Raw genomic sequence first — 14,127 nt, forward strand, 5'->3', positions numbered from 1 at the left:
TATGACCATTACCCAATTGCGTACTTTTTTGACCGTAGCTGAAACCTCCAGCTTTACAAAAGCCGGAGATATTCTTCATATGACGCAGCCTGCAGTTAGCCGTGCCATTTCAAGCTTGGAAGCCGATCTAGGCGTTACTCTTCTGATTCGTGATCGAAAGAACGGCATACTTCTAACAGATATAGGAAGGCGCATGCTCATCCATATTCGCGACATTATGATTGGAATTGAGAAGCTGGAACAAGAGGCTGCTGCTGAAAAGGGATTGGAGATAGGCACGATCCGCATTGGCTCATTTCCAACCGCATCTGCCTTTTTCTTACCTAAGATTATTAGCCGTATCGAGCACAGATTCCCTCAGTTGGAAATCGAATTGCATGAAGGGACAATAAACGAGGTTAAAAAATGGTTGGCTTCACGTGAAATAGACATTGGCATTATTACAGAGCCTAGTTTCGAATTTGAGACCATACCACTGTACAATGACAAGATGGTTGCACTCTTGCGGGAAGATCATCCCTTATGTCACAAGCCCATTATTTGCATTCAAGATTTGAATGATGAACCGCTCATCATTTGCAAGGGAGGTAATGAAATCCCCATAATTAACATTTTTGAGAAGACGGAAACCAGCATGAATATCAAGTTTGTCGTTCATAACACGGGGGCTCTGCTCAATATGATCCAGGAAGGGCTGGGGGTGGCCATTTTATCAGAATTATCGCTGATTACTACACCTCCTCATATTGTGACACGCGAGCTCGATCCGATGGTACGAAGAGAGATTTTATTAGCTGCCCCTTCCCTTACGGAATGTTCACTTGCCGTCCAATTGTTCATACGAACAGCACAGGAGTTATTTTGTCATAAAGAAGAGCCTTGATAATCAGATTCTGTTCTGATTCCATCAAGGCTCTATATGCTTCCAATTTTGCTTCTAGCACAAACAGCCCTGCCTCAATTGAGAACAGGGCTGTTCTTCATTTTATTCACTCTTCGACTACTAAAGCCATTACGAATCCATCATAGCCTTTGCTTCCAACGGTTTGAATCGCTGTAGCATTTAAGCGTGGCTCAGCAGCAATCAGTTCGAAGAAGCTGCGCACGCCTAATACGCTTGGATCATCGCTATACTCGTCTACGACAGCGCCGCCGCGGACGACATTGTCCCCGATAATGAGCGTTCCCGGACGGGACAGCTTTAAAGCCCATTTCAAATATTCTGGATTGCCCTGCTTGTCTGCATCAATAAAAATAAGATCGAATGGGCCGCGCGCTTCTTCGTCAAGCTGAGCAAGCGAATCAGCGGCAAGTCCTGTTCGAATCTCCACTTTTTCCGCTACGCCTGCGTTCAGCAGGTTCGATTGTGCGACTTCGGCGTGCTTGAGACTGGCTTCCAGCGTGTATAGCCGGCCGTCCTGCGGCAGTGCACGGGCAAACCATATCGTACTGTAGCCGCCTAATGTGCCGATTTCTAATATCGTTCGAGCATCTTGGAGTTTGGCCAGAAGATGCAGCAGTTTGCCTTGATTGGGCGATACATCATGAGCCGGCAAGCCTGCAGCGGCATTTTCAGCCAGTACTGCTTCCAGCACAGGATCGGAAGGAATGAGTTGCTGATTAAAGTAATGATCAACTGCTGTCCATGTATCTTGTTGATTCATGTCCTTGCCTCCTATTGACTCATATACTCTTACCTGCTTAGATAGAGACGTTCTACAATCTCTTTCATATGCGTCAACTTCTGCATACTCCTGCTGCAATATTGATGGGTACGCTGCTCTAGTCCGTAACGATCTATGATCACAACCACCCCTCTCATGATCCAGAGGTGGATATTTTCTAGCAGTAAGTCAGCGTCTACCTTCCCGTATAGCATATATCCCTCTATGAAACTGTGCAATGACCTAATACGATCTTCTTGTTCGCCAGTCCACTTCACACTAGAATCCAGCAGGGCAGCAAGATCAAAATGAATATTGCCGTAACGCGCTTCACCAAAATCAATGATGCGGCATCCTGAATGCGTATATATGACATTCCACATGCCAAGGTCGGCATGAATCATACCATTCTTCTCATGCTGGTAGGATATTGCTTGCGTGACTGGAGCCTGAAGTTCACACAGCCATTCTGCTTCCTCATCACGGTATCGCTTTTGCACTCGATTCCATGTCAAGTCCAAGTCGAACCGATCTGGCTGTTCTGGGATGTTATCCTCATGCTGCATGACAAGATGCATTTGTCCCACCGTTTGTCCCAATTCAAAATAGTCGATCTCCTCGCGCGCTATCGAATCCATATATGGTTGAAGGTTGTAGTAAGTTTCATCCAACTTGATACAAACATCTTCCGCTGCAAGAAGGATTGGAGGTGTAATGTTATAGGATTGAAGTCGATTCGCAAGCTTATACTCTGTCTCTCCTTGAAGCTCGTTTTTCAGCTTGCGCAGCACGTATTTCCCATCGCTTGCCACAACTAGCTTGGCATCTGAACTCGTTCCCTTCGCTAACGGTTCAATACGTATGATCTGTCCAATTGAATAGGCTCTCTCCAGCGTACTGATCCAACTGCTCCATAACGGCTCACTTATCATCTTCTGCATTCCATTCCTTATGAAATTGCTCCAAGAACTCTTCCATAACAAGATGACGCTTATGAGCCAATTGTTTGCCGCTGTTTGTATTCATGAGCGTCTTCAGCTTTAACAGCTTCTCGGAGAAATGATTAATGGCCGTGGAAGGCTGCTGCCTATACTCGCTTTCGGTCATCGCTTCCCTAGGAGCAAGATAGGGATCATGCATAAGGTGACCCTTCCATCCAGCATATGCGAATGTGCGTCCGATTCCGATTGCCCCCATTGCGTCCAATCGGTCTGCATCCTGCACGACTTGTCCCTCAATCGAGTCCATCGGCGGATTATGACCGCCATTGTAAGACATATTCGCAATGATCGAAAGGACTTTGTCGCGAATCTTTGATTCGACGCCATTTGACTCCAGCCACTGTGCAACTTTCTGCAAGCCGCTGTCATGATCCGGATTAAGCTTGGCATCTGCCACATCGTGAAGCAGCGCCGCCATTTCACATATGAGCACGTCCGCTCTTTCTTCACCTGCAATGCGGACTGCCAGGCGCCTTACCCGAACAATATGCCACCAATCATGCCCGCTGCTGTCGCGGCACAGCTCATCGTGGACATATTGCTCTGCTCGTTCAATCCATCCTCGCTGCTCCTCGTTCATCTTCATTCTGCTGCCTTCCGAATGTCCGCAAGCTGTGGCGACGCCGGATGTCGCAACGCCTCCAGGACAACCTGAGCTTCATACCCATCACGAAAATCGAAATAATCGGCATGCTCTCCGTGAATGGCCCGAATGACCTGAGCGACTATCGGAGTTTGCTCGATTTCTTCAACGGCAACTTTCTCCAGTGGCTGTCCAATTGCTCCAACATGCAGCTCACTCCAATTTTCAAGGGCAATTGTGCCTTTACTGCCATAAACAACGAGAGAAACACGTTCCGCGCCTGCCATGCCCGATAAGCCATTCACATAGATCGGAACCTCACTGTTCAGCAGCATTTTTGCACGTATCCCTGTTTCACAGCGTTCTTCATCCGCTGGCAGTTCCAACTCGCTCTGTACATGCGTAATCGTGCCGAACAGTTTCTGTATAACGTTAATCCAGTGAACGCCTACTTCTAACACGAATCCACCCTGTGCTCGTGTCGAAATCCAGCTATTATGCTGCCAACTGCGCGGCCACGTCGGAAAATGCAGGATAAGCTCCATACTGCGGATCGTTCCAATGGCCTGCTCCTTAATCATCTGCTCCATTCGTTTCACTGATGGCTCGTGTGGCATTGAGAAATGAATAGCATGAACTACGTTCGCTTCTTCTGCCAGCTTGAGCAATTCAGCAGCTTCTTGTAAATTGTTAGCAAGCGGCTTCTCACAGAAGACATGAATTTTTTTGCGTAATGCCGCGCATACGATATCATAATGATAGGTAGGAGGGACAGATACGTATAGAAGATTGATATCCAATTCTTCAATCATTTTGGAATAGTCTGTATAGTACTGCACATGCGGGTAATCCTTCTGATATTGTTCACGTGCAGCCGCATTCGCCTCACATATCGCAACCAGTTCCACTTGTTCTGCCAACCCTGGATTGGAAATGGTTCGAATCATGTAATTCCCCATATTTCCTAAACCTACAACTGCTAATTTGATTTTGTTCCTCGTCATTGTTCGTTCTCCATTCCATTCGCATGTTGTTGTATGTATAAGTTCCACAATTCGGCAACAGGGACAGCTTTTCTGCTGCTGCGCTCCGCCGAGCCTTCATCCGTCCATAACGGTGGATAGTAACTGATTGCTTCATTTCCTTTCAGCGCTGCTATATCGTTTTCCCAGCCATCCCATCTGAATGTACGGTAAAAAAGCTCCAAGTCCCCATTGGCCAGCCACTCACAAAAATCGGAGTAAGACAATTCCGTATCCTCCCACTCTAATGTATCCGGGGCAAAATAATAGACATTATGTCCTTCGCTAGCGAAGCAGCCGCCATTCAAGGCAAAGAAACCACCTGCCAAGTCATAGGCAATTATGCATGCACCATGTAGCAGAGTGATGCCAATGTCATTACCAAAGCCATTCCAGCTCAGTAAATCGCCAAATACAGCATCATTTCCGGAGCCAAGCAGCTTAATCCAACCGCCATCTACTAGGACACCTCCCGAATGACGCGCAATTGCACCTAGGTAACTGCGTTCGCTTACTTGCAGACTCGATACTGTATTCTGTGCTCGTGCAGGATCAACGAACAAGACGTTAATGCGGTTAGTTCCTTCGTCAAAAATACGGAGTATCTCGTTCCATGTCTGCTCATTCACGTTCACGTCACCATTCACATCACTGCTCAATATTTCATCCCCTTTTCCGACATGATATTCTTGTTGATAGAAAGTGCAAATTTCGTTAGTAGCTTCACATTTTCATATCTCTGTCCTACTATGCGCTATATGAACCAAGACCGTCAATCAAAATGAATGCCTTAAATTTGAAATGGTAGGCTCCCCTTGCCGTATGACAGATTATAGTCCAAGTTCTGCAGCATAGTTGCCCCAGTGAGGTCGGTTCCCATCCTCATCTACGAAATCATACTCGTCAGACAACCCCCACGAGCTAAGGGATTGCCCTGTCTTTTCCATTTTGTTCGGATCTGCCGCAAGCGCCGCAATTGCTCTTCCGACATACATCGGTGTTTCCGACATGATGAAATGCGGATCTTGCTTCACCGCATCCTTCCAATTCTCCTTCGTCACACCGAAGAGTTCAAGCATCGCTTCCGAACGCAAAAATCCAGGCGTAACCGCTACAGCAGTTACTCCGTGTGGGCGCAATTCTTCCGCCATCGCTGCTGCTAAGTGAATAGCGGACACCTTAGCTAAGCTGTAATACAGATTGCCGCGATAACGATAGTCAACGCCGTCTGTAATCTCAATAAGGAGCCCTTGCTTACGCGCTACCATTAGCGGAGATCCATAATAACTTGTGATCATATGCGAGTGAACCGCACGCTCCTGCATGAGTAGACCGCCCGCAAGCGAATGTTCCCAGAACGGCGTTCCCCATTCGGTTAATGGGTCTCCTCCCCATACATCATTGACCAATATATCAAGACGGCCATTCTGTTCCCTGCGAACTCGTTCGAAGAGAGCCTTCACTTCTTCTTCCTTCGTATGATCCACGCGCACTGGAACTCCGACTCCCCCGTAAGCCGTCACGATGTCTGCCGTATCTTCAATGGTTTCACTGCGCTGCATATCGGAATGGAGGGATCGTGTGCTCCGCCCCGTACAATATACGGTTGCTCCAGCTTCTCCAAGCATCGCCGCAATCCCACGGCCTGCCCCGCGGGTTGCTCCTGCTACTACTGCAACTTGGTCTTGTAATGGCTTCATGAATTGTCCTCCTCAATCGACATGTCTTCGATCTCATTATATCGGGACATATATGACAGCAACTGTCATATTGGATATGATACACTAAGATCACCTTGCAACTAAGAAAGGATGAGTCCGCTTGAGAGCTGATCGTTTACTGTCGATTCTGCTCATGCTGCAAAGCTACGGGAAGATGACAACCCGAGACCTCGCCGACCGATTAGAGGTCTCCGAACGAACCATTATGCGGGATATGGAATCACTCAGTATCGCCGGTATCCCCGTCTACGCTGAGCGTGGTTCCTACGGAGGGTGGTCCTTGTCAGAAGGGTATCGAACGCAATTGACGGGAATGAAACCGCAAGAATTGATGTCATTGCTCCTAATGAAATCCTCGTCATTAGTTGACGATCTCGGTCTTCGACAAGAACTCGACAATGCTTATCATAAATTGCTTGCCGCAAGTCCGATTGAAATGAGGAGAGACGCCGACATCGCTAGAGAACGTATACACATCGATGGAGCGGGATGGCGCCAAACGGAAGAGGGTACTCAATGCTTATCAATCGTTCAGGAGGCTGTATGGATGCAGCATAATCTGCGCATCACCTATGAACGTCATGACAGTATTGTGGTTCGAGACATCATGCCACTTGGCTTAGTTGCCAAACGAGGGGTTTGGTATATCGTGGCTCAGGTAGAGGACGGGTTCCGCAGCTATCGCATTTCACGGATACGCAACGCAGAAATTTTGAATGAAGCCTTTGCTCGTCCTGACGGATTCGATCTGGCTCGCTATTGGGAGGAATCCACGAAACAATTTACGTCTACCCTGCCTCGGTACTCCGCACGAATTCGTGTAAGAGATGAATTACTCCAGCGCCTTAAGCATGAACGATACGTAAAATGGTTGCATATCGAACCCGATCATAACGGTTGGTCATGTGCAGACGTCGAGTTCCATACACTTGATTCAGCAGCAGAGATAATCCTAGGATTTGGTGCTGCTATGGAAGCTCTTAAACCAGCAGAACTTCGAGACAAAGTCATAAGTGAAATACGAAAAATGCTTTCAACTTATGAGGGAGAACAATAGAGCACTCCATTGTGATCTCCCTCGCCTCCTGCTAGCTTTCCAAGAATTCCAATATATCGTCGCGAGTCAGCTCGTAATGCATCCAGCGCAGCCGCTCGTTGACTTCTTGCCATAACCCCTCTTCTGCAATACGAAGCGTCGTGTCCACTTTATCCATACGGAATGGCCGAATGATGTTATACAGCATATTAACGGCACCCCGTTCCGTATCTGTTAACGAGTATTGCTGGGTATAACCGCTGTAAAATTGCTTAAAGCGCTGCTCCATATACGCGCATTTTTCTCGATGCAACCACTCTTTCCGGTAACATTCAAAGCTAAGAAAAATGCCTTCCTGCATCAGATACGTCACGAATTTGTCATTGCCAGCCAAATTATAATCAATTATTCCTGCAAATCCCTTCTCTTCATCTACTAAAATATTATTTGTCGAGAAATCACCTTGCACACCGCCTGCAGGCAAAGATGGATATATCGCCTCTAATTGCTTGCGCTTGCGATTGTAGATCTCCCATATTTCTTCTACCAATCGAACATCTGCTGGCGAATGCCTCAGCTGCTCATACCAAGACAGTGCATCACTGTAGTTTTCCTCGTCTGAATCTAGCAGAACATACGGGCTGCTCCATGCATATTCGATCCTCTCTCGCTTGGCAGCAGAATGCATGCTCCCTATGCAGGCTCCCAGTTGATACAGAAATTCAGAGCCCAAATCCTCTAAGTCGATCTCCAAATCATCTATTGTCTTAGCAGTCATGAATTCTTCTGCCCAGTAATGGAACTGTTTATTGTCGATTGTCATGACAGACCCATAAGCGCCATTCTTCGAACAATAAAATTGTGGAGTTGCAATGCCATTTCGGCGGTACACAGATGCTAAATGGGCCCACCCATCGACCTTGCTGCTGTCCGTATACGAATTGCTATAGCACTTTAAAACGATGTTTTCCCCACTCGTCATGCTGACGATCGCGACATACCTGTGTTCATCTTCCCAACTATTATCAATTAATCGATAGGAATCAACTGTATCATCCATATACTCCTGCAACATGTTCTCCACATGCATTTTCGTAATCATAATCTGGCCACCCTCGCAAGAAATATTTCCTAATTATTTTCTAACGACATAGAATCCTATAAATCTGCCTATCTGCCTTGAAAATATCAAATTATTAAACAACTCTTTCACATGTACAGTCACACACAAGTGATATATTACCAAATTAAATATAAATTTTGTTAACAACTTTGTTGACAATGGCCTTTTCATTGAATAACATATAACCATACGGTTATGTGTGAGGTGAATATTACGGATATTTATCGTGTTCTAAGTGACCCGACACGCAGAACGATTCTTCATATGCTTGCCCAAGGAGATCGAACGCAATCGGATTTCGTTCAGTTTTTCGACATCTCTCAACCCGCCGTTAAAAAACACTTGCAAATTTTATTAGAAGAAGGAGTGATCAGCGAGCAGAAGCAAGGGAAATATCGAATTTACCGTTTGGAGCAAGCCTTGCTGCAATCTGCCTATCAATCCCTTTTGCAAGATATGGGTTACATATTAGGAGATCGCTTAACTCGACTCAAAACATTTTTGGAAGGTGAGGAAAACTAATGAATAGCTTACAAACTGTGAAGAGAGATATGCTGATCGAAGCACCCCTTGAGAAGGTATGGAGCGCATTAACAGAAGCAGAGCAATTAACTCGGTGGTATGCCAGGGAAGCAAGTGTTGATTTCCGTGTTGGCGGTCGAATGGAACTCGATCATGGATGGGGAGCGAGCACTTCAGGCGTCATTACTGAAATTGAACACGGCAAGCATTTCATTCTGCAAGGCGAGGATATGTCGTTGACCATTACCACACTTACCCAAGAGGCTGCTGGCGTTCGGGTTTCAATCGAGTACCGCCTTGAACTTCCTTTTGGAGATGCGGGACAAGCGATTGCCGACAATATGGCGTATGGAACCCTTCTCTTCCTTCACAACTTGAAGAGCGTATACGAGACCGGTCAGGATTCACGAGAAAAAATGTGGAGAACATGGATCGGCATTCAGCATATGACTGTTCATCCGCAAGACGGGCAGCCGGCTGGCTCCAAGGTATTGTCGGTTAAGGATTCTTCCCCAGCCGCTGTTGCTGGACTCCAACCTGATGACATCATAGTGAACATCAACAACAAGACCATTTCTAGCTACTCTGACTTGGAAGCAGCCATCTGTGAACTGGCGATTGATGAGCAAGTTAGCCTAACCGCATGGCGTAACGGAGATATCATAAGCATTACGTGTGGCATTGGCAGCTATCCCGTTCCATATTGCGTATAAGCATCATTCCAAATAGAATTGAAGAAGAGCAGATCGTTTATTTATCTAACGATCTGCTCTTCTATTTGCATGATGCATGGAATTTTACGAGGTTGAACCAATCATCTGCTTCAAAATAACTTCATAGGCTTCAACAAATCGCTCCATCTCTTCGTCTGTTCCGATAGACACTCTTAGGAAATGTTCTGTTGGAGGCATCATAAAATGGCGTACGAGTATCCCTTGCGTTCTCAATTGGGCCTGCATGGTTTTCGCTGAGATATCTCTCTCTATATTTCTCTATTTCTTTCTCTTCTTTTTATAGTTTTTACTTTTTTAGCTCTCTCTAGATTCTATGTGCTACTCACTTCTACTTTTTGTTTCCCTTTGTTTTCCTATGTCATTCGTCACCTATGATTCACCTAAGAACGCGGGAACTAGCTCGTTTTCCGTAATGATTCCGTCTCTAGATTCTACGCAGTAGGCTCTTGCATGCGGTCTGGAGCTGATCACTCGATGTATGTTCCGATCCAAATAGTGAATACCTACACCATCGTCAACAGCTATGCCATGTCCAACCTTGCCTTCCTGCATTAACCGATGATAGCTGGGTCTCCGCTCTTGTTCCCCATCATAATGCGGACAATTGCTTCCCGACAAAAAACCTAAGCAAGTTAATCCGGTTAGCTCCCCGGGTATCGAATCTGTTACTCCTTCTTCGAACCAGCAGATGGAGCCAGCACTTAACCCAGCCAAAATAATGCCTTGCTCCCATGCTTTCTTCAGAATGGCATCCAATCCCCATTCCTTCCACAACACTAGCATATTGCGTGTATTGCCGCCGCCAACATACATGATGTCTTTGCTCAGCACATAGTCTTCCAAATCCGTCGTCGGAGGGTTGAATAATGACAGATGGGAAGGCTCACATGCATGTTCTCCAAATGCCTTATAAAACCGCTGTATATACCCATCCGCATCTCCGCTTGCTGTTGGCACAAAGCATACTTTCGGATTTTCCGAACTAGCTTGCTGCAAGACATACAGATCCAGAAGAGGGTTCTCCGGCTCCATCGAGAATCCTCCGCCTCCCATTGCAATAATTTGCTTCATCATCGTTCCCTCCTGAGATTACTTGTTCATCATCTTTTACAGATTTCATTGATTTACATGATCGATGCAGCTACTTTGATTTCATCCGCAAACCGTCTAATACAACTCCCAAGCTGTGCAACGCAACGGCCAGCTCCTTCTCCGCATCCTGAGCATTAGCTAACCAGAAGGCTGCGTTCATAAGCCCGCCGTTCAACATCCGTGCTAATGCATGACTATCCGTAACCGCAATGATTCCTTCATCCATAAATTGCTGAAGCATTGTTGCCATTGTCGCTAAGCATTGAGACTGAGAAGGATGAGTAAATCCATTCCCAAGCACGGAAGGCGCGTCTCTAAGTACGATGCGCTGTATTTCCGGCTCAATTGCCATTTCAATATACGCACGGCATCGACCAACAAAGCCTTCCCATGCCGTTGCTGCCGCATTCGAAATATCGTGAAGGCGATTATCCATCTCTTGATCAATCTCATCAACAACTGCCGCAAGCAGACCCTTCTTATCGCCAAAATGATGGTACAGCGCACCTCGCGTCAATCCTACGGAAGCAGTTAACTCATCCATCGACGTATTGGCATAGCCGATTGTTCCGAACGCTTCTCTTGCCGCTTCAAGCAGCTTTCCCTTTGTCTCCTCGATCATTTCTTTTCTTGCTTTTCGAACCATGTTCCCTCCTGCACCGTTATGCTGTTTGCACGATGCTAGCTCAGTTTTATATTTCGTTCTATTCTACAATAAAATTTGAAATTAACAAGATTTATAACATACAGGAGCGAATCATTTCATACCGCATTTTTCCTCGATTGTTATTAACATACGCTACGTATGTTAATATTATATTTGCATACGCTTCGTATGTAAATGGAAACTACCCTATTTCAGCTAGGAGGAACATTGTAATATGTTACGTGCTTATCGAGAATTATTTGCTGCTCCGGGTTCTCTTATTTTTTCTGCCGCTGGATTTATCGCTAGAATGCCGATCTCTATGACTGGAATCGGCTTGGTTACCATGATTGCTCAAATGCGCGGAGAATACGGTCTCGCTGGAGCCATCGCTGCTACTTTTGCCTTCGCTTCGGCGCTGCTTGCCCCGCAAATATCCCGATTGGTTGATCGGTTGGGGCAATCACGAGTTCTTCGTCCCGCAGCAGCGTTAAGCATTATCTCCATATCGGCTCTGCTGCTATGTGCACGATTAGGCGCGCCCGATTGGACGCTCTTTCTGTTCGCAATCATGGCTGGCTGCATGCCCAGCATGCCCGCAATGGTGCGTGCACGTTGGACGGAGCTGTATCGGGGATCGCCCAAACTGCATACTGCTTATTCCTTTGAATCCGTCGTCGATGAAATTTGCTTCATTATCGGCCCTGTCATTTCCGTTGGATTATGCGTGTCCGTTTTCCCAGAAGCTGGCCCTCTCGCCGCATGCTTATTTATGGCATTTGGCATTGTACTATTTACGATGCACAAGAGCAGTGAACCGGCAGTACAGCCGCAGCATAACACGAGTCAGGGATCTGTGTTCAAAATCGGGGCATTGCGCTTGCTTGCTCTTACGCTTGCTGCAATCGGCACGATATTTGGAACCGTGGATGTTGTAAGTGTTGCCTTTGCCGAACAGCAGGGGAACACCATCGCAGCCAGCTACGTTCTGTCTGTCTACGCAATCGGATCATGCTTGGCAGGTCTTATCTTCGGCACACTTACAATCAACATGCCGTTGTATCGTCAATTTGCAATTGCGGTTAGTCTTGCATTGGTAACCTTGCTTCCTCTATTCTTCGTCAACAATCTAACTACATTGGCGATTACTGTCTTCTTTGCGGGTATGTCCGTCGCACCTACGATGATTATCACGATGGGATTGGTGGAGAAGATCGTTCCTTCACATCAGTTAACCGAAGGAATGACATGGGCAACAACAGGACTTGGTATCGGGGTTGCGCTTGGCTCTGCGCTTGCTGGATGGATGGTGGATCATTTTGGTGTACATATGGGGTTCACGGTGGCAATTGCAGCTGGTGTGCTTGCGCTTGGCATTATGATGGGCGGTTATAAAACCCTTCGCTCAGCATACAACTTTGCAGTAGCAAGTTCTGATCCAAGTTCAGATCATTCAATGAATGTGCCGAGCAACAAAACATATGATTGCTGATAAGAGGAATTGAAGAAAGGATACGATCAGAGTAAACGTAGAAAACGAAATCTGTACTCGAAAAAAGTCCACAAACGTATTTCCCGAAGAGACATGACAGAATCATGTTTCTTCGGGTATCTGCACAACATACCACAAGTCTGCTTCTTCGTGAACGTTTTAAAGCATGACTAAATCCTGCTTCTTCAGGTATGCCATTCTAGACATAAATGAAAACTCATTTTGTCTACTCATCCCATATGTGATCCAGCTTATCTGCGTAGAAACGAATTGCTTTCTCGAAACTAGCGATTCCTGCATCTTTCGTCGTATCTGCTAACTCTGTCAGCAGCAATTTCATCGCTTCTGCATGCTCACCAACATTGTACAGTGCCATTGCATAGAACACCTTAAGCTCACTATGATTCGGGAATTCACTCACACCCTGCGCCAATATCTCCTTCGCACTTTCGTATTGGCCCAGTGTCCGATAGGTGCTTCCTAGGCCTAATAAAGCTCCAGGTCGATGAGATTCATCTAATTGATTGCGAAGAGCTGCTACATAATAGGGCACCGCCTGCTTCTCTAATCCTAAGTTATCGTGTGCGCATGCCATTTGATACAGCAGCTCGGCATTATTCGGGTCCTTCTCCAGCAATTGTGCAAAGATTGTTATCGCCTGCCCGGCTTGCCCTTGAGCCCTCAATTGAACTGCTTCTTCATATGTGCTTTCCATTTCTACCGTTCTTCTCCTTTATTGACCAATTGATAAATGGATCTATAATGAAATTAGCAATCATTTCTTCATCTACCAGAAATAATCGCAACCATCTTATCACGTAAGAACTTTTGTTATCAATCTAAAATGCTCTTACCGTCCTCTTTGTCAATCAACATTGCCTTTCAGCAAATATCATCGCTCAAACCTACATTCAGTAAAAAAGGAGGAATCGTTGATGGTACCAGTAATCAGTCTTGTTGCGGCCTGCATCCTATTTCTCATCAGCCTGCTCCATGTATATTGGGCATGCCGCGGTACATGGGGCACATCAGCTGTAATCCCTGAACGAAATGGCAAGCGCACATTCTCTCCACGACCCGGACTGACCCTGGTCATTGCTGGTCTTCTCGCCCTTGCAGCCGTCATTTTACTTATGCGTGCATCCTACATTTCATTTCATTTCAATGCTGTTCTCCTGCAAGCAGGCGCATGGATATGCGCTGTCGTATTCGCCTTGCGAGTCATAGGCGACTTCAATTATGTCGGGTTGTTCAAGCGAATCAGCAAAACGAAATTTGCAAAAATGGATACCTGGCTGTATGTGCCTCTATGTACTTTCTTATCGTTTGCATTTCTACTATCTATTTTCTTTGGTGGAACGCAGCAATAAAACCATGATTCCTTCTGCATACAGCACACTGCGAATAAAAGACTCGCTTCCCCTTCCGGGAGCGAGTCTTTGTATTTCCTTCAGCGTTGCAACAACCCTTATGCCCATTTAACAAACTGGA

The 14,127-nt window shown here is 46.1% G+C and carries 17 protein-coding genes; 6 read left to right on the forward strand and 11 right to left on the reverse strand.

Annotation, left to right across the window (positions count from 1 at the left end):
• Window position 1 precedes the first annotated feature (1 nt).
• The gene (locus BP95_RS0103665; RefSeq protein WP_028531429.1) at window positions 2-883 is read left to right on the forward strand and encodes a LysR family transcriptional regulator; all 882 of its coding nucleotides are present in this window, start codon (window positions 2-4) and stop codon (window positions 881-883) included.
• Window positions 884-989: 106 nt separating this feature from the next.
• On the opposite strand, the gene BP95_RS0103670 is transcribed toward BP95_RS0103665, so the two are convergent.
• The 6 genes from BP95_RS0103670 to BP95_RS0103695 form a co-directional block, all read right to left on the reverse strand.
• Window positions 990-1,664, reverse strand: a complete 675-nt coding sequence (locus tag BP95_RS0103670) for an O-methyltransferase (RefSeq protein ID WP_021253528.1) — start codon at window positions 1,662-1,664, stop codon at window positions 990-992.
• Window positions 1,665-1,693: 29 nt separating this feature from the next.
• Entirely contained in the window at window positions 1,694-2,605 is a 912-nt protein-coding gene (locus BP95_RS0103675) for a phosphotransferase enzyme family protein (protein WP_036666639.1), read from the reverse strand.
• Window positions 2,586-3,251: an HD domain-containing protein gene (locus BP95_RS0103680; RefSeq protein ID WP_028531431.1), complete on the reverse strand. Its 666-nt coding sequence runs from the start codon at window positions 3,249-3,251 to the stop codon at window positions 2,586-2,588. The genes BP95_RS0103675 and BP95_RS0103680 overlap by 20 nt, the downstream gene beginning before the upstream one ends.
• Complete coding sequence (locus tag BP95_RS0103685) at window positions 3,248-4,252, reverse strand: Gfo/Idh/MocA family protein (RefSeq protein WP_028531432.1); 1,005 nt, start codon at window positions 4,250-4,252, stop codon at window positions 3,248-3,250. The genes BP95_RS0103680 and BP95_RS0103685 overlap by 4 nt, the downstream gene beginning before the upstream one ends.
• Window positions 4,249-4,929 (reverse strand): DUF2625 family protein, encoded by a 681-nt coding sequence (locus BP95_RS0103690; protein ID WP_231515033.1) that lies wholly within the window; start codon window positions 4,927-4,929, stop codon window positions 4,249-4,251. Before BP95_RS0103690 ends, BP95_RS0103685 begins: the two co-directional genes overlap by 4 nt.
• Window positions 4,930-5,100: 171 nt before the next feature.
• The gene (locus BP95_RS0103695; protein WP_028531434.1) at window positions 5,101-5,970 is read right to left on the reverse strand and encodes an SDR family oxidoreductase; all 870 of its coding nucleotides are present in this window, start codon (window positions 5,968-5,970) and stop codon (window positions 5,101-5,103) included.
• 121 nt (window positions 5,971-6,091) lie between these two features.
• Here BP95_RS0103695 and BP95_RS0103700 point away from each other — a divergent pair, with 121 nt between their 5' ends.
• Window positions 6,092-7,048, forward strand: coding sequence for a helix-turn-helix transcriptional regulator (locus tag BP95_RS0103700; RefSeq protein WP_028531435.1), 957 nt, complete (start codon window positions 6,092-6,094; stop codon window positions 7,046-7,048).
• A 31-nt stretch (window positions 7,049-7,079) separates the two neighbouring features.
• On the opposite strand, the gene BP95_RS0103705 is transcribed toward BP95_RS0103700, so the two are convergent.
• Entirely contained in the window at window positions 7,080-8,129 is a 1,050-nt protein-coding gene (locus BP95_RS0103705; protein WP_028531436.1) for a phosphotransferase enzyme family protein, read from the reverse strand.
• Window positions 8,130-8,354: 225 nt separating this feature from the next.
• Between BP95_RS0103705 and BP95_RS29475 the strand changes: the two genes are divergently transcribed.
• Together BP95_RS29475 and BP95_RS0103715 are read left to right on the forward strand one after the other, a co-directional pair.
• Entirely contained in the window at window positions 8,355-8,672 is a 318-nt protein-coding gene (locus BP95_RS29475; protein ID WP_231515034.1) for an ArsR/SmtB family transcription factor, read from the forward strand.
• Window positions 8,672-9,385, forward strand: coding sequence for an SRPBCC domain-containing protein (locus BP95_RS0103715; protein WP_021253536.1), 714 nt, complete (start codon window positions 8,672-8,674; stop codon window positions 9,383-9,385). Before BP95_RS29475 ends, BP95_RS0103715 begins: the two co-directional genes overlap by 1 nt.
• An 84-nt stretch (window positions 9,386-9,469) precedes the next feature.
• Here the strand turns inward: BP95_RS0103715 and BP95_RS32885 are convergent, their stop codons facing one another.
• The 3 genes from BP95_RS32885 to BP95_RS0103725 form a co-directional block, all read right to left on the reverse strand.
• Window positions 9,470-9,619, reverse strand: a complete 150-nt coding sequence (locus BP95_RS32885) for a hypothetical protein (RefSeq protein ID WP_155987183.1) — start codon at window positions 9,617-9,619, stop codon at window positions 9,470-9,472.
• A gap of 156 nt (window positions 9,620-9,775) precedes the next feature.
• The gene (locus BP95_RS0103720) at window positions 9,776-10,477 is read right to left on the reverse strand and encodes a Type 1 glutamine amidotransferase-like domain-containing protein (protein ID WP_028531437.1); all 702 of its coding nucleotides are present in this window, start codon (window positions 10,475-10,477) and stop codon (window positions 9,776-9,778) included.
• A 70-nt stretch (window positions 10,478-10,547) separates the two neighbouring features.
• Complete coding sequence (locus BP95_RS0103725) at window positions 10,548-11,144, reverse strand: TetR/AcrR family transcriptional regulator (protein WP_028531438.1); 597 nt, start codon at window positions 11,142-11,144, stop codon at window positions 10,548-10,550.
• Between the two features lie 235 nt (window positions 11,145-11,379).
• On the opposite strand from BP95_RS0103725, the gene BP95_RS0103730 reads away from it, so the two are divergent.
• A complete protein-coding gene (locus BP95_RS0103730; protein WP_028531439.1) occupies window positions 11,380-12,636 on the forward strand; it encodes an MFS transporter in 1,257 nt (418 codons plus the stop codon).
• Between the two features lie 226 nt (window positions 12,637-12,862).
• Here the strand turns inward: BP95_RS0103730 and BP95_RS0103735 are convergent, their stop codons facing one another.
• On the reverse strand, window positions 12,863-13,351 hold the full coding sequence (locus tag BP95_RS0103735) for a tetratricopeptide repeat protein (protein WP_028531440.1): 489 nt from the start codon (window positions 13,349-13,351) through the stop codon (window positions 12,863-12,865).
• A 220-nt stretch (window positions 13,352-13,571) separates the two neighbouring features.
• Here BP95_RS0103735 and BP95_RS0103740 point away from each other — a divergent pair, with 220 nt between their 5' ends.
• On the forward strand, window positions 13,572-14,006 hold the full coding sequence (locus BP95_RS0103740) for a DUF3995 domain-containing protein (RefSeq protein ID WP_028531441.1): 435 nt from the start codon (window positions 13,572-13,574) through the stop codon (window positions 14,004-14,006).
• The last annotated feature ends 121 nt before the right edge of the window (window positions 14,007-14,127 follow it).

It is taken from the genome of Paenibacillus sp. UNC217MF (assembly GCF_000686865.1).
Classification (GTDB): Bacteria; Bacillota; Bacilli; order Paenibacillales; family Paenibacillaceae; genus Paenibacillus_B; species Paenibacillus_B suaedae.

Coding starts and splice junctions, on each gene's coding strand:
- BP95_RS0103730 (WP_028531439.1), top strand. CDS start 11,380: ATGTTACGTGCTTATCGAGAATTATTTGCTGCTCCGGGTTCTCTTATT.
- BP95_RS0103665 (WP_028531429.1), top strand. CDS start 2: ATGACCATTACCCAATTGCGTACTTTTTTGACCGTAGCTGAAACCTCC.
- BP95_RS0103715 (WP_021253536.1), top strand. CDS start 8,672: ATGAATAGCTTACAAACTGTGAAGAGAGATATGCTGATCGAAGCACCC.
- BP95_RS0103720 (WP_028531437.1), bottom strand. CDS start 10,477: ATGAAGCAAATTATTGCAATGGGAGGCGGAGGATTCTCGATGGAGCCG.
- BP95_RS0103740 (WP_028531441.1), top strand. CDS start 13,572: ATGGTACCAGTAATCAGTCTTGTTGCGGCCTGCATCCTATTTCTCATC.
- BP95_RS0103670 (WP_021253528.1), bottom strand. CDS start 1,664: ATGAATCAACAAGATACATGGACAGCAGTTGATCATTACTTTAATCAG.
- BP95_RS0103685 (WP_028531432.1), bottom strand. CDS start 4,252: ATGACGAGGAACAAAATCAAATTAGCAGTTGTAGGTTTAGGAAATATG.
- BP95_RS0103695 (WP_028531434.1), bottom strand. CDS start 5,970: ATGAAGCCATTACAAGACCAAGTTGCAGTAGTAGCAGGAGCAACCCGC.
- BP95_RS0103735 (WP_028531440.1), bottom strand. CDS start 13,351: ATGGAAAGCACATATGAAGAAGCAGTTCAATTGAGGGCTCAAGGGCAA.
- BP95_RS0103725 (WP_028531438.1), bottom strand. CDS start 11,144: ATGGTTCGAAAAGCAAGAAAAGAAATGATCGAGGAGACAAAGGGAAAG.
- BP95_RS0103705 (WP_028531436.1), bottom strand. CDS start 8,129: ATGATTACGAAAATGCATGTGGAGAACATGTTGCAGGAGTATATGGAT.
- BP95_RS0103680 (WP_028531431.1), bottom strand. CDS start 3,251: ATGAAGATGAACGAGGAGCAGCGAGGATGGATTGAACGAGCAGAGCAA.
- BP95_RS0103675 (WP_036666639.1), bottom strand. CDS start 2,605: ATGCAGAAGATGATAAGTGAGCCGTTATGGAGCAGTTGGATCAGTACG.